Annotated in this window: 17 protein-coding genes; 8 read left to right on the plus strand and 9 right to left on the minus strand. The window is 50.2% G+C overall.

Features of this window, described 5'->3' with window-relative positions:
• Positions 1 to 28: 28 nt before the first annotated feature.
• From ACXAGC_RS01570 to ACXAGC_RS01585, 4 genes are read right to left on the minus strand one after another with little or no spacing between them, the layout of a single operon-like run.
• A complete protein-coding gene (locus ACXAGC_RS01570) occupies positions 29 to 826 on the minus strand; it encodes an ABC transporter permease (RefSeq protein ID WP_474841804.1) in 798 nt (265 codons plus the stop codon).
• Positions 823 to 1560 (minus strand): ATP-binding cassette domain-containing protein, encoded by a 738-nt coding sequence (locus ACXAGC_RS01575; RefSeq protein ID WP_474841806.1) that lies wholly within the window; start codon positions 1558 to 1560, stop codon positions 823 to 825. Before ACXAGC_RS01575 ends, ACXAGC_RS01570 begins: the two co-directional genes overlap by 4 nt.
• The gene (locus ACXAGC_RS01580; RefSeq protein WP_474841808.1) at positions 1557 to 2513 is read right to left on the minus strand and encodes a YVTN family beta-propeller repeat protein; all 957 of its coding nucleotides are present in this window, start codon (positions 2511 to 2513) and stop codon (positions 1557 to 1559) included. The genes ACXAGC_RS01575 and ACXAGC_RS01580 overlap by 4 nt, the downstream gene beginning before the upstream one ends.
• A 2-nt stretch (positions 2514 to 2515) precedes the next feature.
• Positions 2516 to 3763, minus strand: coding sequence for an ABC transporter substrate-binding protein (locus ACXAGC_RS01585; protein ID WP_474841810.1), 1248 nt, complete (start codon positions 3761 to 3763; stop codon positions 2516 to 2518).
• A gap of 230 nt (positions 3764 to 3993) precedes the next feature.
• Here ACXAGC_RS01585 and pedF point away from each other — a divergent pair, with 230 nt between their 5' ends.
• The 4 genes from pedF to ACXAGC_RS01605 all read left to right on the plus strand — a co-directional run bounded on the left by pedF (position 3994) and on the right by ACXAGC_RS01605 (position 9780).
• Entirely contained in the window at positions 3994 to 4440 is a 447-nt protein-coding gene (pedF, locus tag ACXAGC_RS01590; protein WP_303572225.1) for a cytochrome c-550 PedF, read from the plus strand.
• Positions 4441 to 4445: 5 nt separating this feature from the next.
• The gene (locus ACXAGC_RS01595; RefSeq protein WP_474841812.1) at positions 4446 to 5333 is read left to right on the plus strand and encodes a substrate-binding periplasmic protein; all 888 of its coding nucleotides are present in this window, start codon (positions 4446 to 4448) and stop codon (positions 5331 to 5333) included.
• A 446-nt stretch (positions 5334 to 5779) separates the two neighbouring features.
• On the plus strand, positions 5780 to 7546 hold the full coding sequence (locus ACXAGC_RS01600) for a methanol/ethanol family PQQ-dependent dehydrogenase (protein WP_474841814.1): 1767 nt from the start codon (positions 5780 to 5782) through the stop codon (positions 7544 to 7546).
• Between the two features lie 104 nt (positions 7547 to 7650).
• Positions 7651 to 9780 (plus strand): 4Fe-4S binding protein, encoded by a 2130-nt coding sequence (locus tag ACXAGC_RS01605; protein WP_474841816.1) that lies wholly within the window; start codon positions 7651 to 7653, stop codon positions 9778 to 9780.
• Positions 9781 to 9801: 21 nt separating this feature from the next.
• Here ACXAGC_RS01605 and ACXAGC_RS01610 read toward each other — a convergent pair whose 3' ends face one another.
• From ACXAGC_RS01610 to ACXAGC_RS01620, 3 genes are all read right to left on the minus strand, one after another.
• On the minus strand, positions 9802 to 10821 hold the full coding sequence (locus ACXAGC_RS01610; RefSeq protein ID WP_474841818.1) for a proline iminopeptidase-family hydrolase: 1020 nt from the start codon (positions 10819 to 10821) through the stop codon (positions 9802 to 9804).
• 47 nt (positions 10822 to 10868) lie between these two features.
• Positions 10869 to 11342 carry a LabA-like NYN domain-containing protein gene (locus ACXAGC_RS01615; RefSeq protein WP_474841820.1) on the minus strand — a complete coding sequence of 158 codons (474 nt, stop codon included), beginning with the start codon at positions 11340 to 11342 and terminating at the stop codon, positions 10869 to 10871.
• Positions 11343 to 11520: 178 nt separating this feature from the next.
• On the minus strand, positions 11521 to 12426 hold the full coding sequence (locus tag ACXAGC_RS01620; RefSeq protein WP_474841822.1) for a LysR family transcriptional regulator: 906 nt from the start codon (positions 12424 to 12426) through the stop codon (positions 11521 to 11523).
• 100 nt (positions 12427 to 12526) lie between these two features.
• On the opposite strand from ACXAGC_RS01620, the gene ACXAGC_RS01625 reads away from it, so the two are divergent.
• Complete coding sequence (locus tag ACXAGC_RS01625; protein WP_474841824.1) at positions 12527 to 13690, plus strand: MFS transporter; 1164 nt, start codon at positions 12527 to 12529, stop codon at positions 13688 to 13690.
• A 252-nt stretch (positions 13691 to 13942) separates the two neighbouring features.
• Complete coding sequence (locus tag ACXAGC_RS01630) at positions 13943 to 15199, plus strand: aminotransferase class V-fold PLP-dependent enzyme (RefSeq protein WP_474841826.1); 1257 nt, start codon at positions 13943 to 13945, stop codon at positions 15197 to 15199.
• Between the two features lie 24 nt (positions 15200 to 15223).
• On the opposite strand, the gene ACXAGC_RS01635 is transcribed toward ACXAGC_RS01630, so the two are convergent.
• Positions 15224 to 17095: a metallophosphoesterase family protein gene (locus tag ACXAGC_RS01635; RefSeq protein WP_474841828.1), complete on the minus strand. Its 1872-nt coding sequence runs from the start codon at positions 17093 to 17095 to the stop codon at positions 15224 to 15226.
• A 227-nt stretch (positions 17096 to 17322) separates the two neighbouring features.
• Here ACXAGC_RS01635 and ACXAGC_RS01640 point away from each other — a divergent pair, with 227 nt between their 5' ends.
• The gene (locus ACXAGC_RS01640; protein WP_474841830.1) at positions 17323 to 18378 is read left to right on the plus strand and encodes a Ca2+-dependent phosphoinositide-specific phospholipase C; all 1056 of its coding nucleotides are present in this window, start codon (positions 17323 to 17325) and stop codon (positions 18376 to 18378) included.
• Between the two features lie 36 nt (positions 18379 to 18414).
• Positions 18415 to 21165, plus strand: a complete 2751-nt coding sequence (locus tag ACXAGC_RS01645; RefSeq protein ID WP_474841832.1) for a TonB-dependent receptor — start codon at positions 18415 to 18417, stop codon at positions 21163 to 21165.
• A 102-nt stretch (positions 21166 to 21267) separates the two neighbouring features.
• On the opposite strand, the gene ACXAGC_RS01650 is transcribed toward ACXAGC_RS01645, so the two are convergent.
• Positions 21268 to 24207, minus strand: coding sequence for a TonB-dependent receptor (locus ACXAGC_RS01650; RefSeq protein ID WP_474841834.1), 2940 nt, complete (start codon positions 24205 to 24207; stop codon positions 21268 to 21270).
• Positions 24208 to 24214 lie beyond the last annotated feature (7 nt).

Raw genomic sequence — 24214 nt, forward strand, 5'->3', positions numbered from 1 at the left:
CACAGGCCTGTCGAGCACTATGCTCGGGTTATTTACCCGGCTTCTTCTTTTGTTGCATTCCACGTTTAGGATCGTAGCCCCAAATTGCAATCCCGCAGAATACGACGGTAGTTGCAAAGGTGACCCAACCTGCGGTGGGATTCCAGCTCTCATATAACGCAAAGCGAATCAGTTCTACTGCATGGGTAAAAGGATTATGTTGCGAAATCCAGTATAACCACTCGTTCGACTCTTTCAGTTTCCACAACGGATACAGCGCAGATGAAAGAAAAAACATGGGAAACACCACGAAATTCATTACACCGGCGAAGTTCTCCAGTTGTTTGATGAAAGATGACAGCAAAAGCCCCAAAGCGCCAAGCATTAATGCACCAACCAGCAATGCCGGTGCTGCGTATATGTAGCCCATAACCGGTACTTCGATACCCAGCAGATACGCCAGCAAAAAGAAGGCATAGGCCTGCAGTAACGAAATAATAGCGCCGGCAATGAGCTTACTTATCAGTAAAAACGGGCGGGGAAGCGGGCTGGTGAGCAGCACTTTCATACTTCCCATTTCACGGTCGTACACCATGGACAGTGAGCTTTGCATGCCGTTGAACAACAAAATAATGCCCGCCAGACCCGGCATAATGTACACGTCATAAGTAATGTAGGTGTCATATGGCGGGATAATAGCGATACCCAGTGCAGCTCTGAAACCGGCGGCAAAAACAATCAGCCACAATAACGGCCTCACAAGGGCACTGACCAGCCGCGCCTTCTGATGCCAGAAACGCCACATCTCCCGCACCACAATGCCTTTGAATGCCATCCAGTACTTCATGCTGCGTCATCCTGTGTAGTCAGTTGCCGGTACAGGGCTTTTACGTCACCGGCCTGATATTCAGTGAGTGCAGTCTGACAGGGCATATCCAGTAAAATGCTCCCCTGATGTAACAGGATAAGATTATCTTCAGGCAAGACTTCATCCACCAGATGGGTAGATGACAACACCGTAATGCCCTTCTCAGAGCACAGGTCGCGAATATGGCGGTTTATGCTGTCTCTGGTGGGCATATCCAACCCCACACTGGCCTCGTCGAGCAATAAAATGGCGGGTTCATGCAGCAACGCGCGGGCAATTTCTACTCTGCGGCGGTGGCCACCGTTTAATGAGCGCACTTTCTCATGCTGCCGCCCGGTCAAATCAAATCTGGCCAGTTCCCGCGCTATGGCGTCTTTCGTTGCAGAGGCAGACATGCCGTGCAAGCCAGCGTGGTAATTCAGGTTCTGGTAAACGGTTAAATCTAAGTCCAGCGTGCTTTGCTGAAACACGATACCCAATGCCGCTAACGCCTTGCGCGGGGCTTTGGCTGTATCATAACCGCCGACAAAAATGTCCCCTTCCGCACTTTGCAGCAACTGACAAAGCAGGTTAAACAGCGTACTTTTACCCGCGCCATTCGGCCCAAGTAACGCGTAGAAACGGCCCTGTTCCAGGTTCAGGTTCACATTGTGCAGTACTGCCTTTTGCTGATAACCGAACTGCAAGCCAGCGACAGATAACGCTAAACTCATGGCTTCACCGCCACGCCCCAGGGATAACGTCCCACTTTCAGGGTTTTGATTACTTTTAATTTATCTGTATCGATGACTGATACATCGCCACTCACACCATTGGTGGTAAACAGCAAAGACTGATCGTTGGCGAAGGCCAGTTGCCATACGCGACGTCCCACCAGCAGATAATCCAGCACTTCATAGGTTTTCGCATCGACCACCGCTACGTGATTCGCCGGACCCAGTGCTACAAACGCATATTTACCGTTATCAGTCAGTTTCACGCCCACAGGCTGAATTTTATCCCTGTGTACACCCGGAATTTTGAAATTAATCACCTGCGTAATCGCTTTACTGTCCACATCAACAATGGAAACGGTTCCGCCAATTTCTGAAGAAGCCCAGACAGTTTTGCCGTCTTTGGTAAACTCCACGTGGCGGGGACGCTGATCGACCAGTGTGTTGTCTACCAGTTGCTGATTTGAGGCGTCAATCCAGTGCAGCATATTAGTGGTTTCAGAGGTATTAATAACCCATTTACCATCGGGACTGGCGGCCATGCCTTCAGGCTCTACACCCACGTCAATTTGTGCAATCACATCCCGTTTTTCCGTATCAACAACGGTGACTACGGCATCGTCTTCATTGGCGATATACAGATGATGGTTATTAGGATGCAGCGCAAACTGCTCGGGATCTTCGCCGGAAGGCAGGTTATGGATGATCCTGTTGGTACTCACATCCAATACCTGCACTGCGTCGGAATCGCTGGCGCAGATATACAGATATTTGTAGTCATTGCTGAAAATAATCCCCCTTGGCCGCATACCCACTTCGATGGTTTCAATTACTTCCAGTGAACCGGTATCAATGAGGGTCAATGTGTCATCTTTTTCGTTCGACACATAAGCAACACCCGCCAAAGCAGGGGTGGCGAACAGCATCATTGCGGGGAGAACCAACGACTTCATACTTACTCCTTGACCATGGAACAACGAACTTCCGGCTTGTCATACCCCAGCGTATCTAAATCCGTCACGGGATGAAGAAAACCTTCCTGAGGAGATTGGGAAACCAGAGATTCCGGCTGCACTAACGGGATGGGCTGACGCAGTTGTCCGTTCCACTGGCGGAAGGTCAGTTTGCGTCCTTTGAACGCTGCCAGCTCGAAGTTATCGCTCATAAGGTATTGATAAAGCGTAGCAGAGTTATTCGATTTTGTTCGGGTGACCGCTTCAGCAACGGCTCTGACAGCAAGCCAGGCGTTAAAGTCGTCGTCATTCATAGGGCGCTGATTCGCCTCAAAAAAGCGGTTTTGCAATTGGATAGCTCCCCACTGCTCAATACTGCGATGCCAGGAAGCGGCTTTGAGTCCGTGGGTACCGGCTACCGGACGGGGCAACCAGGTGTTATAGGGCAAATAAAAACCAAACAGGTTTTGTGTATCTGCCACCAGCACCACGTCATAATCTTCCCCCTGCGTCAGGGCGGGCACTTCCTGCTGGGAAGTACGGCGTAAATCCGTGTCGAAGGTCCAGGTTTTACGCCCGGTAATTTTGGTGCCAAAGCGCTTTGATGCCCGTTCAAAGGCCTGCGCCATGGCTGTATCGCCTTCACCGCTGCCAGAAACTAAAAACCATTCCCGCCAGCGTTTTGCCATCAGAAACTGACCCAGCGCATCGCCCAGCATGGCGTAACTCGGGGAAGTGTGCAGTAAACCGGCCCGGCATTGATTTAGCCGCCAGCTGTCAGATTTGTTTGTTGCATTGAGCATCAGCCCGGCGTCCGCACCGGGCAGGGCCAGAATTGCCTGCAAGGTACTGTCGGGCACATCCAGGATCAGAGGCCCGTTATTGGCTGTCAGCCACGCCTGTACTTTGCCGGTAAGGGCTTCCCCGCTGACATCTTCCAGTACCGTCAGCGCGTAGTGATGTTTAAGAAAGCGACCGGTGGTATTGGAATCATCCGTCCCCAGCAAAGCGCCGGCAACACCATTGTTCGCAGGAGTTTTAAACAGCGCCAGTGAAGCAGAAGACGTCAGTCCGGTTTGTTTTACATAGGCTATATTTACCGGTAATTCGTCAGCAAAGGATTGTGTGAGGGGCACCAGCAGGCTTAGCAGACACGGCATAGCCAGCAACCGCATCACATAACTTGATGCAGCTTTCAGCGGTATTGCCAGGCCTGGTGTCGCCATTATCGTTATTAGTGGGGCGAACATACCGGTACTCCTTTTGCGAAGGTGAACTAAATACTAGTTGATGACCAGTCCATTATGAATGAGCACAAAGGATGAAAGGTTTACTACCTTAGTACAATTGGACGCATCCGGCATATCACCTACCTTTTAAAACGTGTCTGGTTATGTCGCAAACACAACAAAACCTACTCAAGTTGTCCGCCAACTCTAACCAGCATTGACACTATCTGACAACTTTTGGAGATGTATAAATGAAAAATTTCTCAACCATATTGCGTAGTACGCTGGCAGCGGTTATCGCTGTATCTTCAGCGCAGGCCCTTGCTCATGGCGATGTTACACCACAGGCAGTGGACACCAGCGCGTTACCTCAACTGGGCGAGGAATGGAAAGCCACGAACCCATACACTGGTAACGAGCTGGCAATTAAAATTGGTGACTCTGCCTATAACCAGAACTGCGCCCGTTGCCACGGCCTGGAAGTTATTTCTGGCGGTATCACTCCGGATCTGCGTAAACTGAATGACGAAAACGAATTTTTTAGTCCGGAAGAAGCTGACGACTGGTTCATGATGCGTATCCGTAACGGTGCAGTTATCGACGGCCGTGTTTACATGCCGCCATTCGAAGGCATCCTTAGTCAGGAAGCAATGTGGGCAATCAAATCTTACATCGAAACTCGCGGCACCCCCGAGTAACAGCTATGGCTCGCTTATTACGTTGCTGGATAACGGGCCTTGCGCTGACTGCCTTTATGGCAGCCAGCGCTTTTTCAGTTCAGGCCCGAAGCTATGACGATATTATTGAGTCAGGCTACATCACCATTGCGGTCTACAATAATTTTCCCCCCTACTCTTTTCTGGACGATGAGTTCCCTGCCGGTGTCGACATTGAAGTAGGAAAAGCCATCGCTGCTGGATTAGGTGTTGAACCGCGCTGGATGTGGATCAATGCCGATGAAAATCTGGAAGATGATTTACGACAGGCAGTATGGAAAGGCCATATCATTACCCGCCAGAAAGCGGATCTGATGATGCGTGTACCTTACGACCGTAAATTCAGTTACGGCATTGACGGATACGGTCTGCCCCGTAATGAAATGGTGGTGATGTTCGGCCCTTATCACCGTGAAAAATGGGCGCTGCTGAAGAACACTGAAAAAACCAACGGCATCGACACGCTGGCGATTTTCCAGTACGAGAAAATTGCCGTAGAAATCGACTCACTTCCGGACACCTTTTTAGGTTCGACCATTGGCGGCAGATTACGGAAAAACGTGGTACATACCAACACCACCTTTGACGGCATAGACCTGTTCAAAAAAGGGGAAGTCGCCGCAGTCGCGGGCATGCAGTCCCAACTGGAATGGGCACAGCCAGCCACTGATACTTTCACTATCAATGCTACCGGTCTTGCAGCAATGAGCATTAAAGCCTGGGATATTGGTATGGCGGTGAAAACGGATTACCGGCAGTTGGCTTATTCTATTGAAGACATCACCGTCCCTATGATCGAAGACGGTCGTATGAAGGCCATTTTTGACGACTACAAAATTACCTACACGGTACCCGGGTTATACGCCGGAGAATAACCGGGATAACGGGGAGCGTGGTCCCGGCATCAACACGCTTCCCATTTTTATATTAGATATTTCCCGTCTTTTTCAGTACTGATTCATCCCCAAACACACTGTTCCGCGATCATCATGATTTGTTATGCAGACCACATATTCTATTGACCTGAGGTTATTTACCTGTGCTTCTCACCCTCCCTTTTTGACCCGTTTTTCAGGGTACTACTACCAAGGGAGTAAAAATGATAATCCAAGGTTTAATGGTTGTTAAAAAAACATTAGCTAATACTGACCATGTCGTCGTCCGAAGATGTTCTATGCTTAGGGTCCGGAGGGCGGATTAACAATAATGCAAGGCCGTAAGAAGAACGTTCCCAACTAATACAACTGTTTTTCAGACGAGCCGCTTGTGTAAAAAGGTGGAAAGACCACCGAAGCACCTGTTGAACTACTGGAGAAACCTGATGAAAAGTCGAACAGTTTCACGTCACCTGATTAGCTCTGCTGTCGGTCTGGCCTTGTCTCTTAGCACCTTAGGCGGTGTTCAGGCGGCAGGCGTTACCGATAAAGACATACTTAACGACGCTAAAACCACCGGCGATATTTTAAGCTATGGCATGGGCCCGCGCGGACAGCGCTTCAGCCCGCTGGACACACTGAATACCAAAAACGTTAAGAAAATGCACCCTGTGTGGGCTTTCTCGCTAGGCGGTGAGAAGCAGCGCGGTCAGGAATCACAGCCTCTGGTACACGATGGCGTGATGTTCGTAACAGGTTCTTATTCACGTATTTATGCCATTGACGTTAAAACCGGTGATGAGCTGTGGCAATACGAAGCCCGTCTGCCAGACGGCATCATGCCTTGCTGTGACGTTATCAACCGTGGTGCAGCACTGTATGACGACCTGGTTATCTTCGGTACGCTGGATGCGATTCTGGTCGCCCTTGACCAGAAAACCGGTAAAGTGAAATGGCGTAAGAAAATGGGTGACTATAAAGCAGGTTACTCATTCACTGCTGCGCCTATGATTGTTAAAGGCATGGTTGTAACAGGTATCTCTGGTGGTGAATTCGGTATCGTAGGTAAAGTTGAAGCCCGCGATGCGAAAACCGGTGAACTGGTATGGACCCGTCCGACTGTTGAAGGTCACATGGGTTACCTGAACGGTGAAGAAAACGGCATCACCGGTGGTGAAGCAAACAAAACCTGGACTGGCGACCTGTGGAAAACCGGTGGTGCAGCAACATGGCTTGGCGGCACCTACGACCCTGACCAGGATCTGATTTTCATGGGTACAGGTAACCCTGCACCATGGAACTCTCACTTACGTCCCGGCGACAACCTTTACTCTTCTTCACGTCTGGCTATCGATCCTGACACAGGAAAAATCGTTTGGCACTTCCAGACCACACCACATGACGGCTGGGATTTCGACGGCGTAAACGAATTGATTGCGTTTGACTACAAAGAAAAAGGTAAAACCGTCAAAGCGGCCGCAACGGCTGACCGTAATGGTTTCTTCTATGTACTAAACCGTGAAAACGGCGAATTCCTCCGTGGCTTCCCGTTCGTAAGCGGTATCACATGGGCTGAAGGCCTGAATGATGATGGTACGCCAATTTACAAAGAGGGCGGTCGCCCGGGTAACCCTGCTGAAAGCGAGAACGGTGAGAAAGGTGAAACGGTATTCTCAGTACCTTCATTCCTGGGTGGTAAGAACTGGATGCCTATGGCGTATAGCCAGGACACCGGTCTGTTCTACGTTCCGTCTAACGAATGGGGCATGGACATCTGGAACGAGCCGGTAAGCTATAAAAAAGGTGCAGCTTACCTGGGTTCTGGTTTCACTATCAAATCTGTTTACGAAGATCACATCGGTTCACTGAAAGCCATCGATCCTAAGACCGGTAACACCGTCTGGGAATATAAAAACAACGCACCTCTGTGGGGCGGTGTTCTGGCCACTGCGGGTAATCTGGTCTTTACCGGTACACCTGAAGGCTACCTGATGGGCTTCGATGCCAAAACAGGTGAAGAAGTTTACCGGTTCAATACAGGTTCAGGCATCGTCGGCTCTCCTGTTACATGGGAAATGGACGGTGAGCAGTACCTGAGTATCTTGTCTGGCTGGGGCGGCGCAGTACCTCTTTGGGGTGGTGAAGTTGCCAAACGCGTAAAAGACATCAACCAGGGCGGCACTGTCTGGACCTTCAAGTTGCCTCGCTCGTAACGCGGGCATCGTAGCAGGGCTTTGGTCCCACAACCCTGTTACGAGTTTTTATTCAAAGAGCTGGTATGGACCTGACGCCGGCTCTTTTTTTAAGGACCCGCCTCATGACAGGATTCATCCATACTGCCTTTTTAAGAACCTTCTTCTTTATTTCACTCTGCTTTAGCGCATGTGCTGTTCTGGCTGAAGAAGTCAGTATCGATGATTCCCTTATTCAATCCATTTTTCCTAAAGCCACGCTCATTGGCGAAAAGCAAACCGGTGTCCCCGTGCAACCGGTTTATCAGTTACAGGAATTGCTGGGCTATGTATTTGCCAGTAACGACCTGGTGAATCTGCCGGGCTTTTCCGGCACCCGCATCAACCTGCTTATCGGCATCGACACCGCCGGAAATGTAAAAGGCATTCGGATAATTAATCACCACGAGCCCATTTTCCTGCACGGGCTCGGCCCGGAACCCATGCTCAATTTCATAAGTCAGTATGAAGGTCTGAATGTGGGACAGCGGGTGATTGTGGATTCCGCCGCAAAGAATAATCCCGACGCCCCCTCTACGGTGCATGTGGATGGCGTAACCAAGGCCACGGTGTCGGTGATCATCATCAATGACACCATTTTGTTGTCTTCGCTGAAAGTCGCACGTCAGTTATTGTCCGGGTTCGCCAGCTCCCCGCTGGCCACACCGAAAGAGATGTATGAAGAAAAAAGCTGGCAGCAGTTACTGGAAGAAGGTCTGGTTCGTCAATGGCGTATCAGCCAGCAGAACATGGCTGACGGCTTCAACATTGAGCTTGATACATTCCCCGGCGATACTTTTGACCTTTCCTACGATAACTTCGACGTGTATTACGCCTACCTGAACGCCCCGACTATCGGGCGTAATTTGTTGGGTGACGGCGAATATCAACGTTTAATGGGTATTCTCAAACCCAATGAGCAGGCATTCCTGGTGATGTCGGAAGGTTTCTTCAGCTACCTGGAAGACGACTTCAAACCCGGCACGGTAGCCAACCGCATTTCGCTGACGCAGAATGATTTGCCCTTCCCCATGCGGGATTTAAACTTCTACAGTTATGCCGACCAGCAATTGAGCGCAGGCATGCCTGAGAGCGACGATGTACAGGTATTCGTGGTAAACACCCAGTCCGGATTCAACCCCGGCGATACCATGTCGCTGAATCTGAACATTGATATTGCCCGCAACCACCTCATCCGCAATCAATTGCACCTGCATGACGACTACAGCCTGCCTGAAAACCTGTTTGATTTTGCCGAAGCCGCGGTAGAGGAAGCGCCGAAAGCGCCCTGGGTACGCATCTGGGAAAACCGCATCGTCGATATTTCGGTACTGGTGGTGAGCCTGATTCTGGTCACGTTGATTTTTATCTTTCAGCATCGATTATCGGCGAATGAGAAGCTATTCCGCTGGGTTCGCTGGAGCTTCCTGACCTACACACTGATTTTCATTGGCTGGCTTTGGCAGGGACAGCTTTCTATCGTCAATATTTATCCAGTCCTGCAAAGTGTGATCAATGGTTTCGACATCAATATGTACCTGATGGACCCCATTTTGTTCGTCCTCTGGAGCTACGTATTCGTCAGTCTGTTTATTGTTGGTCGCGGTATTTTTTGTGGTTGGCTGTGCCCGTTTGGCGCACTGCAGGAAATGGTGGGCTGGGTGGCGAAAAAGCTGCGCATCCGTCAGAAGAAAGTGCCTTTCGACGCTCACAGTAAACTCTGGTGGGTTAAGTACGCCATTCTGATTGGCCTGGTAATCACCTCTTTCGCCTCAGTGAGGGTAGCTGAAATTGCCTCAGAAGTGGAACCGTTCAAAACCGCTATTACACTCCAGTTTGTGCGTACCTGGCCATTTGTGCTGTATGCGGTTGCCCTGCTGGTCGCCGGGCTTTGGATCAATAAATTCTACTGCCGCTATGTCTGCCCGTTGGGCGCTGGTTTAGCGGTGCTCGGTTACTTCCACGCCGGTGAATGGCTCACCCGTCGCAAGGCCTGTGGCAACCCCTGTACGCTCTGTCATCACAAATGCGACATCAAAGCCATCACGCCTAAAGGTGATATCAATTACAACGAGTGCGTGCAGTGTCTGGAGTGTATTGTTTATTACAACAACGATGATTTATGCCCACCGCTTAAGAAAGCAAAGCGGCAGGAGAAAGCGGGGCGCAATGAAAAACAGCGCAAAGGCGATGTAGAAATTTATACGCCGGCCTGATTTCTGCCAGGGCACTTTTTGTTATTCAGGCATAGCAGCGTGAGGATCTTTTCGGTCCAACCAGCTTTTCAACAATGCAAACGTAATGCGTGGCCGGTCGTTATAGAAACCGTGTGCACCACCTGGCACCACAGCCAGTTCTGCTCCCGGTGTCAGAGCCAGATAATCCTGTACGGTATCGATACGAGCTGAATCGTACTGGCCAATCATGAACAAAGTATTCATCGGGTCAATGTCTGCCAGTAAATGGGTGGCATCGTAGCTTTTCAGCACGCCGGTAGATGAAAACTCACTCGGTCCCCACATCTTGTTGTAGATAAGCGGATTAAAGCCGTTGCCGCCTACGTTCTCGTAGTAAACTCTGGCCGCTTCGGTGCCAATACCCCGGGTGTAATAAGCAGAATAAAGTTTGGTATAAGCTTTACGACAAACATCGCCTTCTGGCGGCTTCGCGGATTCACACTGTTTCAGCGTCTTTTGTACGTCTTGCGGGGCGGCTTTTACCAGCAGGTTTGCATCCATGATCCAATGTGGCGTCGAAATAAACGTGCCTCCTAAAACCGTAGATACGGTGTACTGCGGATATTTAGCCGAGTATTCCAGAGCCAGCGCCGAGCCCCAGCTATGGCCCACAACATGCCATTTGCTCAGCCCCAGCGTTTTGCGGATAGTTTCCAGAGCATTAACGAAGCGTTCTACCCGCCAGTTGGCCGGGTCGTTTGGCTGCTCTGATTTACCACTGTCGAGTTGATCGTACATGATCACCATACGGTCGTTGGCCAGCTCCGTCATACCGGCGAAGCCATTATGCGTACCACCCGGACCACCGTGAATAAATATCACCGGTGTGGCGTTTTTATGTTCAAGGCCATTTAAGCGCACATAAATTTTGCCGCCTTCTACCGGTACCATCAGTTCCTTTTCAGGCTGAGCCCAGGCTGCGGTTTCTGCCACCGCATGGAAAGACGTTACACAAAAGGAGAGAACATAGAGTAATGATAAAGCCACAGCTTTGGCTGATGACGGGAGTTTGAAGCGCATGAACTAATCCGGTTTGTAGTCGTTATTCTGGGAACAAAAAAAGGCACTTAGAGTAGCAGATTATCCATTACCGGCACAAAGCGGTCAGCCGCACGTTTCAGGCTGTCGGCAGTCAGCGCCTCAACACCGTACACTTCCACTTCACACTGGTGCTTTTCCCGGGCGCGCTGAACCAGCAAATCAAAATCACCGTCGCCAGACACCAGTACAAGCACGTCGCAATGTTCCGCTGCTTCTACCATATCCAGCGTCAACCCCACGTCCCAATCGCCTTTGGCACTGCCGTCGGCGCGTTGGATAAAGGGTTTCAGCTTCACCTCAAAGCCAATAGCTCTGAGAATATTCTGAAACTGCTTCTGCTTTTCGTCGTTACGATTGATGGCATAAGCATTGGCTGTCACCACTTCCCTATCGTGAGTCACCTCAGCCCAGAAACGGTTGTAGTCAAAATTGCGCTTAAACGCACTGCGGGTGGTGTAATAGACGTTTTGCACGTCTACGAAAATACCGGTTTTTTTCACAACAGACCTTAAATACTTAAATAGCGTTAACCATCAGCAACCCCGGAGCAACCTGCATAGCGCACACTGACAATAGAGGTTGCCATTCTAACAAAAACGCTCTCTGTCCGTTGCAAAAGAAAACCTTATTTGCAGTTCATGTGAACACAGACAGAGTGATATAAGCGATAAATGATCCTTAGGAATTAGAAGCCATTTTCTCAACCAGATAATCCACAAAGACCCTCACTCTGGCGGGCATGTGTCGCCCGCCGATAAACACAGCATGGATGACCTCTTTGTCTTGTGGATTGAAGTCTTCTAGAAGTGGAACAAGTTGTCCCGATGCGAGCATCTGTTCGATATGAAAGTTGCCGACCCGGGTAATGCCAATATCAGCCATGGTAAGTTCAACCAGCGTTTCACCATTGTTCGACGTCATATTCCCTTCTATGGGCAGAATGTAGTCTTCACCATTTTCACGAAAAGGCCAGCCGGGCTCTATGCGCTGAAAACTGAAATCCAGACAATTAAAGTGTTTTAGGTCGGCGGGGGTTTCAGGCATGCCTGCCTGCGCTAAATAATTGGGTGATGCGACCACAGTTCTGCCGGTTTCACCTAAGCGCCTGGCGGTTAAATTGCTGTCAGGTAAAGGACCAAAGCGTATTGCGACATCAATATGTCCGTCAGCCACATTGCTGATTTTATCGCTCACTTCGACTTCTATTTTGATGTTGGGATAGCGCTCTAAAAACTCTTTGTACAAGGGAATCATGGTTAGACGACTGTAAGCCGTTGCGGTACTCACTTTAATTAAACCGCTTGGGCGGGCGCGATCGGCAATGGCGCGCTCGGTCTCTTCGACATCTTTTAAGATCCGCCTGGCAGCTAGGGCATAAGATTCCCCTTCACTGGTTAAGTAAAGTTTGCGGGTAGAACGGACAAGCAGCCGGACGCCTAAACGCTTTTCTATCCGGGTCATCATCCGGCTTACTGCCGATGGTGTCAGGCCCAACTCTCTCGCGGCTCCGCTTAAACTACCCAGTTTCGCCACCGTTAAAAAGGTTTCCATTTCAGCCGTTTTATCAGCTTTAACTTGTTTCATTTGTGAATCCAGTGCAAAACAGATTAGCTTCTCACCCCACTACTCTGGGATTCTTTATGTCGTTATATTCCCTGGTATCATAAATAAACTTAAGTTCAACATGAAGATTAACTTTCCACTGATGGCACTGGCCATTGGTGCTTTTGGAATTGGTGTAACGGAATTCTCCCCTATGGGAATGTTGCCTGTGATAGCAGATGACTTAGGCGTCTCTATTCCAACAGCGGGTATTCTCATTAGTGCATATGCTTTTGGGGTACTGGTGGGTGCGCCGGTCATGACTTTACTGTTTGCCAATATGCCGCGCCGTCGCCTGCTGGTGTTGTCCATGGGCATTTTTACCCTGGGCAATTTAATGAGCGCGCTGGCCGACAGTTACAGCGCATTGATGATTAGCCGCATTATCACCTCGTTCAATCACGGCGTATTTTTTGGTGTTGGTGCTGTGGTAGCAACTCAGTTAGTGCCGCCGAATCAACGCGCCGGTGCGGTTGCGGCAATGTTTTCAGGGCTTACTATCGCGACCGTTGGCGGTGTGCCACTGGCAAGTTTTGTGGGCACAACGCTGGGCTGGCGAAATGCGTTTCTGGGCATTGCGGCTATCGGTTTGGTGGCAATGATAGCCTTGCGCTTTAGCTTGCCTCCGTTGGTGAATCAGGAAAAAGCGAACATTCGAAATGAACTAGCCGTGTTAAGCAAAGGGTCTGTGTTGGCAGCATTACTGTTAACGGTGGTGGGTGCCAGCTCTATGTTCACGGTATTTACTTACATTGTGCCAATTCTGCAGCAAGAAACTCATGCTTCGACGACTTTTGTCACGGCTATGCTGGTGCTTTACGGCGTGGGGCTTGCGGTGGGTAATGTGCTGGGCGGACGCTATGCCGATCGCAATTTGTACGGCACATTAATCGTATCGTTAATTGCGGTCATTCTGCTGCTGGTGATCTTTACCGTTACCATGTCTTCTTCCGTTGTCGTTGTGCCACTGATTTTCCTTTGGGGCATTGCCAGCTTCGCTGTGGTTCCACCGCTGCAATCATTGGTGGTTCAGGAGGCCAGCGAAGCGCCGAATCTGGCATCGGCCATGAACATTGGTGCGTTTAATCTTGGTAATGCGGTTGGCGCAGCTTTAGGTGGCGGCGTTATAAGTGCAGGTCTTGGATTACCAGCGGTAGCCTTAGCTGGCGCAGGCACCGCCTTACTTGGGCTACTCATGGTGTTAGTTGCCAGCAGAAAGAAAACAAGCTTTGCGCTTGGCACCTAGCTGATATTAAACATCAGAGCACCGGCTACCCGATGTTCGTGCCGGAACCAGAAAGGGGCTGACAAGCCCCTTCTCTCTCACCTTTTCCCCAATCCATATTTTCGGCAAACCATATCTTCGGCTAAATTTTCAGCACATCCGTCTCAAAACCAGGACTTTTATTTTCCTAGGTTATAGCGTAGGTATTGCAACACTATAACATTACTAAAAATAACAAGGTTCGGGGAACACATGTCATCCAGAAGACAGTTTTTGAAATATTCAGCGGCATTTGCCGCATCATCTACCGCTTTATCTTTATCTGCTCAGCAATTTGAAAGTCCGGTTGGTTCAGCTGCAACCGTGGCCAGAGATGAGCACTTTTGGCAAGCCGTGCGCAGTCAGTTTGATGTGCAAAACGACATCATCAATCTGGAACAGGGCTACTGGGGCAAAATGGCCAATCCGGTTCAGCAGGCCTTCTTTGATCACACGAAAAAGGTCAATCACGCCATGTCCTGGTACGTGCGTAAGCAGTATAAAGCCGATTTTCTTGCCGCGCGGGAGTCTGTTGCTGACGCTTTGAAGGTTAAAACTCATGAGATCATGCTGACCCGCAACGCCACGGAATCATTTGTGAATTTGATCACTCAATTCAATGATTTTAAGGCAGGTGATGAAATCTTGTGGGCAGATATCGATTACCCCGCCTACCAGGACATGATGGTCTGGTTAAGTGATAGCAGAAACGTTAAAGGTCACGAGTTATCACTTCCGGCCTCCGGTTCAGATGATGATTATGTTGATGTGTATCGCAAAGCATTTGAGCGCAACCCACGTATAAAGCTGATGCTGCTTACTCATGTGAGCAATCAGCATGGCCTTGTTATGCCGGTTAAGCGTATTGCTAAACTTGCGCGGGAGCATGGCATCTACGTTATCTGTGATACTGCTCAGTCCTGGGGTTTACTCGACTTCACGCCGGATGAACTTGGTGTCGACTGGGCAATTTTCAATTTGCACAAATGGATTGGTTCACCGGTGGGTGTAGGCGCTCTGTATATGCGGGAACAAACCTTAGCTCCAGTAATGCCCTTTCCGGGCGAAGACCCGGGCGACAATGACGTGGCTAACCGCGTACATCTTGCAACGTCTGACTTCGCCAGTTTTTTAAGCGTGCCGGATGCACTGGCATTTCACCACAAAATCGGCGGCAAAAATAAAGAAGCGCGGTTGCGGTATTTGTGGGAAAGCTGGACGCTACCGCTGAGGGAAAACCCTGAAGTTGAAATACTTGGCGCAGCCAGCTCAGATAATGCATCTGGTATGGGTGGCTTTCGTTTAAAAGGCAAAACCAGTCCCGAAGAAAATCAGGCGTTACAAAAACGCCTGGAAGAAGAGTTCGGTATTTTTACCGTTGTCAGAAATGACTTATCCAGCGGCTCTAATATACGGGTAACACCGCAAATTTTTACGCCGGTTGCCCACATGCAGAAGCTGGCAGAAGCGATCACCACAATCGCAGGCTGATAACAGGGCGCACCAGCGCCCTTGTTAAACGCCCTTCACCGTAATTGACGTGACATCCCGTGATACCGCCACGTCGCTGAGCAGTTCGACAAAGCGCCTCACCTGTTGCGATTGCACAGGGGCGGCTTCTGGCAACTCACAATGTAACGTGGCATCACTAAGACGCTCGTACACGACTTCCCGTCCACCAAGGTCAGCAAACTGACCGGCATTCCTGATACGGTAATAATCATTAGCCAGTGTGATGGCGGGCATTGTAAGCAGTCCTTCATCTGTAACGCGACTAACATTGGCACATACCAGCGTTTCCAGTGCGTCACCAACCGTTTTGCTTTGAATGAAAGTAGCCAGCGGCTTAGGCCATTCACGACCCACATAGCGCTGTCGTACCACTTCTTTTAAATGCGCGTCGGTAAAACGCAGATAGTCCGGCGCATCCAGAATGGTGTTATCCCAGTTTATCAGTCCCGCCAGCTTGCGGTATTGCCACTCTTTAGCATACACAGGGAACAAAGTATCGAAACGGGCAACTTGCTGCTGAATGATGGTATCTACCTGAGCGCTGCCATCATTGTTCAGGGTAACCACGCTGTAGCCTGGCTGATAGGCAGCCAACGACGGCACCTGCACATTCACCAGCCCGCCGGTGTCTTCAGGTTGTGCAATGTCGTACAGGTGCATGTGCCCTGCCATGTGCAGCCGCAATCCGAGATCAGACAGGATCTGCGTTGTCGATGCTGACGGCATACGTTTTAGTTGCATACCGGTGTCTCCGAACAGCTCAGCCAGTTGTTTTTGTGTGTTGTCGTAGAAGTCCGCCATGGGAAAATGGCTGAATGCAATCAGGCGCTTGTCTAGCTCTTCTGCCCGCTTTACCACGCCGGCGATCCAGTCAATAAGTTCCGGTTTATAGTCCATCAGCGCGTTGTAACCTGCATTTCCTGAACCATTAAACTCCAGCGACGAAACCTTACCTTTGGGCGTGTACACATTGGCGTCGATAGCCAGTAACCAAAGGCCCTCTACCGGTTCAACCAGATAGCTGGCATCCGGCATAAAAATACAGGATTCCCCGTTCTCTTCAGTCGGGTTGCTCTTCTCGCCCGTATTGCTGTCCTCACTTCCGTTGCCGGGGTCGCACCAGCGCCAGCCGCGCTTACTGACATCGGCTGTCCCAAAGGGTGTTTCATACAACACATCCTGCGTTGACGGGCTGAAACCCTGTGATTTGAGGGTTTCCATGATGTCAGCGTAGCCCCATTCCCGCAGTGCATTGCTGCATTGCCATGCAGATTTAATCAGGCAATCAGGGTGATCAGGACTCATCACCGCCACTTCTTTACCGCTGCGATGCAGGAAGTCTTTCTTTCCTCCGGCACGGGAGAAGGGGCGCACGGGGTCGTGGTTACCGGTAATTGCAAAGAAGCGCATACCGTATTTGCCTGAGTATTCAGCCAGAATGTCAGCCAGCGCCTTCACATTGGCGGGCTGGCCGTCATCAGAAAAATCTCCGGGCAACGCCACCAGCTTAATCCCTTTGGCAGCAATCTCATCCAGAGCAGCGCGAAAAACAAAGTAGTTTTCATTAAACAGCCGGGTACTGTTGAGCTGTGCCTGCATACTGCGCATCAACACCGGCGTTTGTGCTCCCTGCGAGCTGTCACCTGAGATCGGGGTATCTGCTATCAGTGGCAGTTCAGATGCATCCAAATCTTTAGCTGCAGCGAAGAAATCATGCAAGTGTATGTCTGCAAGAAAGGCAATTTTTACTTCCTGTTCTTTCTCCTGATAATTAGTTTCCGGCGATTCCGTTTTTGCCACATCTACGTCGCAGCCAGAAAGTAACAACATGGCAACCGTGCCAGCCAGCCATCTCATCAACAATGCACTTCCCATTTTTAGTCCTGAAAGCTGATAAACCAAAGTTAAAAACACATAAAAACTGCGTCCCAATTCACATAGACGCACACTTTGAGAAAACGGGGACAAATATTACCCAATGTCACAAAAACTTCATCTGCAATGTGACAATTTTATGAATATTAATAGGTTAGCAAGTTTTTGTTGTCCCCGAAATTTTGTTTTTCGCATCTTCCTCACACATGACCTGTGAGAGAAAACCAATGCGACTTTTAACTACCCTGCTTTTATCCATTGCGGCCACGCAACCCACGTTTGCAGATGCGCTGACGGACTATCAATGGATTGGCTCGCACAACAGTTATAAGCAAGGTTTACCAGCGTCGGTTTATCAGTTTTTGGCCAAAAACAATCCGCGAGCTGCCAAACAAATTAATTACGGCCATGGCACTCTTGAAGCACAGCTGGATTCAGGTCTCCGACAGTTAGAAATTGACGTGGTGAATGACCCCACAGGCAATCAATATGACAAACCGGAACTGGCCACTCGCCTTGGCGAAACCTGGCTAAGTAATGAGGCTCAACACGAGCTGGCACGACCGGGTTTTAAGGTACTGCACATACCTCACGTTGATGTGCAATCTCACTGCACCGGTTTTGCCGCTTGCCTGAACAAGTTAAAACGCTGGTCTGAGGCCCATGCTGACCACTTCCCTATCGTGGTACTGATGAACACCAAAGAGAACCAGCCTTCTTTTATAAATAGCCCTGCGCCTGCGCCGTTCACCGCCGCCACTTATGACCAATTGAATGACGTCATCCGCACAGTATTAAAAGAGCGCGTTATCACCCCTGACGATATCCGTGGTGATTTCAGCTCTCTGCGCGAAGCTGTGCTTGAACGCGGCTGGCCCGATGCTGACAGCCTGCGCGGCAAATTTATCTTCGTGTTCGATGGCAACTTTGAACAAAACGCGCGCTTCATGGAAAACCATGCAGGACTGAAAGGTCGCGTGATGTTTGCCTCGTTACCAGCAAGCGATGATGGCGCCGCTTTCATGATCATCAACGACCCGATCACGCAACACACTGAAATTAAACAGCGTGTGGCAGAGGGGTTTCTGGTTCGCACCCGTGCCGATGCTGACTTTAGTGCCAGCAATGAAGAAAAAACAGCGCAAAAAATGGCGGCGTTTACCAGTGGCGCGCAAATGATTTCCACCGATTTTTATCCGGGTTCCCCTCAGGCAAAACGTGACGGCCACGTTGTCAGTTTTGCCCATGGCGCCCTGCGCCGGAATAACCCAGTTTCCCAATAATTCACATCACTCGACATTAAAAAATAGGAACACACTATGACAACCACGTTTAAAAAACACGTATTGGCGGCTTCCGTCATCAGCGTATTAGGCTCCGTTTCTTCTGCTGCAGTGGCGCAAGAACAAGCCAGTGCCGACGACATTGAAAAAATTGAAGTGTCAGGCTTTCGTAGCTCACTCATTAAAGCAAAAGATCTGAAAAAAGATGCGCTGGGCACACAAGATACCATTCTGGCCGAAGACATTGCCGACTTCCCCAGCCTGAACCTGGCAGAATCCCTGCAGCGTGTACCGGGTGTCACCATTACCCGTGAAGCCGGCGAAGGCCGTCAGATTTCATTACGTGGTCTGAATGCAGACTTCACGCAAGTACAGTTAAACGGCATGGAAGCATTGGGCACATCTTCTTCACCCATGGACAGCCGCGGTACCACAAACAACTCACGTTCTTTCGACTTCAACATTTTTGCGTCTGAACTGTTTAACCAAATCGACGTGAAGAAATCATACTCTGCAGACATGGATGAAGGCGGTATCGGCGGTACTGTTGGTCTGCATACTGCCAAACCTTTTGATTATGACGGCTTTAAAGGTGCTATCAGTGCACAAGCGGGTCAAAACTCAAATACCGGGGACACCAGTCCGCGCATCGCGGCTCTGGTTTCGAATACCTGGGACAAGTTCGGCGCACTGTTCTCCATCGCATACAGCAACCGCGATACCAGCGAACAGGGCTATAACACCTATCGCTGGCGTCCTCGTGATGCTCAAGGTTCTGATATTTCTGCGTTATCAGCGGAAGATCAAGACGCGGTAAACAGTGGTGATTTGCGCTTCTCCCGTGGTAGTCGCTATTCTTTGTTTAACAGCGATCAAACCCGTCTGGGGGCAACGGTTGCTTTGCAATACCGTCCTACCAGCGACCTCTCGTTCGGCTTAGATGCGCTGTACGGCAAACTGGATAACAAGCGCTCTGAATTCCACCTGCAAAGCCGTGGTTCCAGCTCAACCGCATTAGGCTGCACCGGGCCGGACTATGATGACGGCGCGCGCTACTACTGCTCTGAACTAACTGACATTGAATACAACAGTAACAATGAAGTGGTGTACTCAGAATGGCAAAACACGGCGCTGCATTCAGAAAGCCGCGATCAAACAGCGAAAACAGAAATTACCCAATTTGTATTCAATGCAGACTGGACAGTGAACTCTGATTTATCGCTATCTGCACTTGCTGGTCACATGAAAAGCGAATATGAAGACAACAGCGCTAAAGTGTATCTTGAGTCCTTCGCCGACATGACACTGGATTTCCGCCCAGACCGTTTCTATGGCCAGAACACCTATATCAACGATTACGATCCGACTAACATCGATGAATTTCGCTACCATGAAATTGACCTGCTTGAAAACGAAGTAGAGAACAGTTTCGACGTGGCTAAAATCGATGCCGATTTGTTCCTGAATGATATCAGCAGCGTGAAGTTCGGGTTGTCGTATAAGAAGTTCAAACACATGGACAACTACCTGCAGACCAATAACCTGCTGCGCAGTGAATGGCAGTCGGGTGAAGTGTCTGACATAGTTGACCCTGCCACTGTGTACGTGAACAACGGGCACGAGCGTCAGTCGTGGCTGAGTACTGATGTGAACGCCGTGCTTGCCGACTTCAATATCGACCGCAATGGCACCATGAGCCGTACGCCAAACAAGGTGGAAGAAGAAACCAAAGCAGCGTACGCGCTTTACGATGTGAACATGCTGTTAGGCGATACCGAACTGCGAGCAAACTTTGGTGTGCGTTATTACGAAACAGAAATTGCGTCTACCGGCCTGGTTAACGACACCAATTACGTTACCATTGAGAGTGACTACGACGGTTTCCTGCCAGCGATGAACCTGGCGTGGTATGCCACCGACAATCTGGTTTTACGCGCAAGTGCAGGTAAAAACCTTACTCGCCCAACACTGAATAACCTGGCCGTGGGTGGGAGCATCAACACCGATCCGCTGGCCGGTTCAAGTGGTTTGTCTATCAGCTCTGGTAACCCGTCACTGCAGCCATTCGAAACCCTGAACATGGAAACCGGCGTTGAATACTATTTTGATGATGTAGGCTACGCAGCCCTGTCTTACTTCCGCAAAGATATCGACAACTTTATTGCCACCACCACCATTCCTACACCTTACGGTGAGACCGGTTATCCTTCAGCCCTGATTGAAGGCGCGGTAGACGAAAACGGCGTGGCGCAGTCTGCCAGCACGCTATACAACGTGTCGCAGCCGCAGAATCTGGAAGACAGTGATTTCAGCGGTTGGGAAGTGGCGTTCCAGCGCGATTTCGACTTCCTGCCAGCTCCATTTGATAAGCTAGGCGCGATTGCCAACTACACCTATGCGGATGGCGAGTCGGTACACAATGTGCTGGTAGACGGCGAAAACGTGCAGGTATCCCGTCCGTTCTATGGACTGTCGAAAAACACCTATAACTTAACGGTTTACTATGAAACAGAAACCTGGGGTGCACGCATATCTGCTGCTCATCGTGATGACTACCTGACACAGGTAGAAACTTCCAGTGATGATCAGGATGAAGCGGGTTTCCACGGCACCACTTACTATGACTTCTCAGCGTTCTACAACATTAACGAGAAACTGAAAGTGAGCCTGGAAGGCATTAACCTGAGCGATGAGCGTGAAGAGCAGTACTCTGACTCTGATGACCGTCTGTACAACACCACATTAAGTGGCCGTACTGTGTACCTGGGCGTGACTTACGTGATGTAAGTTCTCACTGAACAACCAAAAGGGCCGGTTTCACGGCCCTTTTTTTGTTCATATCTGTTTTGTTTTTACCTATCTAGCCCTGACACATATTTTAATGGTGATTCAAAAACGATACGTTACACCAACGTAGTAATCCCGTCCGCTTAAGGTAGTGTTGTAAGGGCGGTGAGAGGAATCGGAATACTGAATTTCCCGTTGATTGGTGAGGTTTGTGGCTTCCAGGCGCAATTCCCAGTTATCCGCCACATACCAGGCAACGACGGCATCAACATACACACTTTCTTCGAAGCCGGTTTCGTCTTCATCCTGCAATGTCTGGCTATCGACCCTTGCGAGATAATCGTCGCGATAGGTGGCTGAAAGACGAATACTTAAATCGTAGCTTTCCCAGTAAGCAGTAATGTTCGCCAGCCAGGGGGATAGAAACGGCAAGCTTTTCACCGACAGCGCTTCGCCGGTATTGGCATTATGGTAAGTAAGATTGCCCTTGGTATAACTCACACTCCCCACCACACCCAGATGGTATTGGGGCGACCATGGCCAGGGCGTCTCAAGCTGAGCACTGGCCTCTACACCATAAAGCCAGGTTTGCCGGGCATTCTGTGCAGTGACCAGTGTCACATTGTCGCTTGCAGATAGCGAAAACAAGCCCTCGTATTCCGGTAGCTCACTGATGAGTAAGTTATCACTTACATAAACGATGTAGTCATCCAGATACTTTGTAAAGGCGCTCACTGCAAACCGGTTGGTGTCGGAAAGATATCGCTCCCAGGCCACATCGATGTTGTAAGCACTGTACGGTTTCAGGCTGTCGTTGTAGCCATAAAGCGTATTTTCTTCGCTGTCATAGCGTACAGTCGCGGCCAGATCATCTAACTGCGGGCGGCCCAGCGTTTTACTCAAACTCAGGCGCAATGTGTTGTTTGTGGCTAAACGATAACGAAGATTCACCGCAGGTAGCCAATGGGTGTGACGCAGTGTGCGGTTGCGGGCGAACTCGCTGTCAGAATCACTGATGCGTGTTTGCTCGCTTTCAATGCGTAAGCCTGCATCCAGCAACCAGTTTCCCCAATCTGTGCTGAATGACGAATACAGCGCCAGGCGCTGCTCGATGATGTCGTCTTGTTCGGTGCTATGCTCACTTTCAGCGGCAGCATGGGTGCCCTTCAGTGCACTTATCTCATAGGGCAATCCGAAATAACCAAATATCGCGTTGGTATTGAGTGTCAGCCAGTTCAGCTTTGGATGAGCAGTGAGAGGGGTGCTGTAGCTTTCAGGCACCGTGCTGTCTCGTTGCCCGCTTGCCCAGTCTGCAGACAGGAGATCCTGAATATCATAGAAATCGGTCTGATTGCGAAAATGAACCAGCTCAAGGCCGGTCTTCCAGGTCGTGTTATCCGTCGGCTTGTAGGCTAATGTATAGCGGGCATTGAAAAAATCCGTGGCGGCGAAATAGGCTTCGGCGTCCAGTTCCTTCATTTGCCAGAAAGTGGGTTGTGTCAGATCGTCCTGATAGGTGATGTCCGCAAAGCGAGCGTCGTGGCGATAATCCACCGTGATATCGGTTTCCCCTTCCATGTAGGCCTTGTTGCTGCGGGGCATATCGTAACGGGCGTGCTCCCGGCCAATCACACCGCTACCGGTTAGCGCCTGTGCCCAACGATGCTCAACATTCATCACCCACTGATTGTAAATGGTGGCCACTTGTTGATAACGACTTTCCGTTCCCACCTGAGCCTGTTCATAGGCCGCATAAATCAGTTCGTTCAGGTCGTTCACAGCGGCATCAACGATACGGGTTTCCCCTTCAATCACCGGAGTCGAATTAAAGCCCCGGGGATACAAGTGATACTCGTAACGCTCACCAGCCAAACGTCCGTGCAACCAATCCAGGGTAACGTGGGCAAAGTCGGTTTTATATTCAATGGAGGCTCCCACTCCGGCGCGGTCCATGTCACTCTGCCATACCGAGTAGCGATTCCCCCGAGGTATGGTTAACTCGCCATTTTGCCATGCACTGGCAAGCGCTGTGGGTAAGGCGGAGATATCCGCCCCATCAGGCGGAATACTGCGCCACCGAAAGGTATTTGCGCCCATTTCCTGATAAGAACGGGTGCCGTAGGCCACAGAGAACAATGCGCCCCAGTGACCACGGGTATTCGACACCATGGCAGATACCCGCTTCGATAATGCGTCTGTAAACTGGTTCTCACCGGTTTGGGCAGACAGGTTCCAGTGTAAACCGGGGTGGTCGAAAGGGTGCGCGGTTTTAAGCGCCACAATGCCTGCCATTCCCCCTGTGGGTAATTCAGCATCGTAGGTTTTCAGCACTTGTATTTCACTGAACAAATCAGTGGCAAACAAATTCAGATCGAAAGAACGGTCCCGCTGCTTCTGAAGTCTGCTATCCATGGGCGAATCGTTGTTCGCCAACACTATCATGCCGTTCAGGGTAACCAGGGTGAAATCCGGGTTGAGCCCCCGCAGCATGATTTGACGGCCTTCCCCGGCTTCACGGGTAATCGACATGCCGGGAATACGCTGCATCGATTCAGCCAGGTTACGGTCTGGATAACTGGCAATATCGTTTGCTGCAATCACATCGGAAATCACGTGATTCTCACGCTTACGCTGACGGGAGACATCCAGCGAAGCCCGTAATCCGGTAACTGCCACCTCTTCAATAGGCGCTTGGGGGAGCGGTTCATCAGCCGGACTAATCACGATGCCATCGGCGGTAATGCGGTATTGCAAGCCAGCGGGGTATAGCAGTGCCTCTAAGGCTTGCGGCAAGGTAAACTGGCCATTTACCGCCGGAGCGTTAGTGCTCATGTCCACAGCCGCGTCAGTGACAAAAGACTGACCAAACCGCTCAGAGAGCGCGCGCAAGCTGTCTTTAAGCGGTTGGGATGCAATAAAAACAGGAACAGGAGACGATGAAGAAACCGCTGCGCAGGTGGGTAAGGCAATGCACAAACCTGTCGCCACTGCGATGGCAGTGAACGAGAAGCGAGATAGCGTTAACGGCTTAAACACTTTCACAACCCGC

Source organism: Alteromonas sp. AWJ4_197 (assembly GCF_056160285.1).

Bases quoted from the DNA above. Each gene is read 5' to 3' on its own strand.
- ACXAGC_RS01570 (WP_474841804.1), bottom strand. From the start codon at position 826: ATGAAGTACTGGATGGCATTCAAAGGCATTGTGGTGCGGGAGATGTGG.
- ACXAGC_RS01575 (WP_474841806.1), bottom strand. From the start codon at position 1,560: ATGAGTTTAGCGTTATCTGTCGCTGGCTTGCAGTTCGGTTATCAGCAA.
- ACXAGC_RS01580 (WP_474841808.1), bottom strand. From the start codon at position 2,513: ATGAAGTCGTTGGTTCTCCCCGCAATGATGCTGTTCGCCACCCCTGCT.
- ACXAGC_RS01585 (WP_474841810.1), bottom strand. From the start codon at position 3,763: ATGTTCGCCCCACTAATAACGATAATGGCGACACCAGGCCTGGCAATA.
- pedF (WP_303572225.1), top strand. From the start codon at position 3,994: ATGAAAAATTTCTCAACCATATTGCGTAGTACGCTGGCAGCGGTTATC.
- ACXAGC_RS01595 (WP_474841812.1), top strand. From the start codon at position 4,446: ATGGCTCGCTTATTACGTTGCTGGATAACGGGCCTTGCGCTGACTGCC.
- ACXAGC_RS01600 (WP_474841814.1), top strand. From the start codon at position 5,780: ATGAAAAGTCGAACAGTTTCACGTCACCTGATTAGCTCTGCTGTCGGT.
- ACXAGC_RS01605 (WP_474841816.1), top strand. From the start codon at position 7,651: ATGACAGGATTCATCCATACTGCCTTTTTAAGAACCTTCTTCTTTATT.
- ACXAGC_RS01610 (WP_474841818.1), bottom strand. From the start codon at position 10,821: ATGCGCTTCAAACTCCCGTCATCAGCCAAAGCTGTGGCTTTATCATTA.
- ACXAGC_RS01620 (WP_474841822.1), bottom strand. From the start codon at position 12,426: ATGAAACAAGTTAAAGCTGATAAAACGGCTGAAATGGAAACCTTTTTA.
- ACXAGC_RS01625 (WP_474841824.1), top strand. From the start codon at position 12,527: ATGAAGATTAACTTTCCACTGATGGCACTGGCCATTGGTGCTTTTGGA.
- ACXAGC_RS01635 (WP_474841828.1), bottom strand. From the start codon at position 17,095: ATGGGAAGTGCATTGTTGATGAGATGGCTGGCTGGCACGGTTGCCATG.
- ACXAGC_RS01640 (WP_474841830.1), top strand. From the start codon at position 17,323: ATGCGACTTTTAACTACCCTGCTTTTATCCATTGCGGCCACGCAACCC.
- ACXAGC_RS01645 (WP_474841832.1), top strand. From the start codon at position 18,415: ATGACAACCACGTTTAAAAAACACGTATTGGCGGCTTCCGTCATCAGC.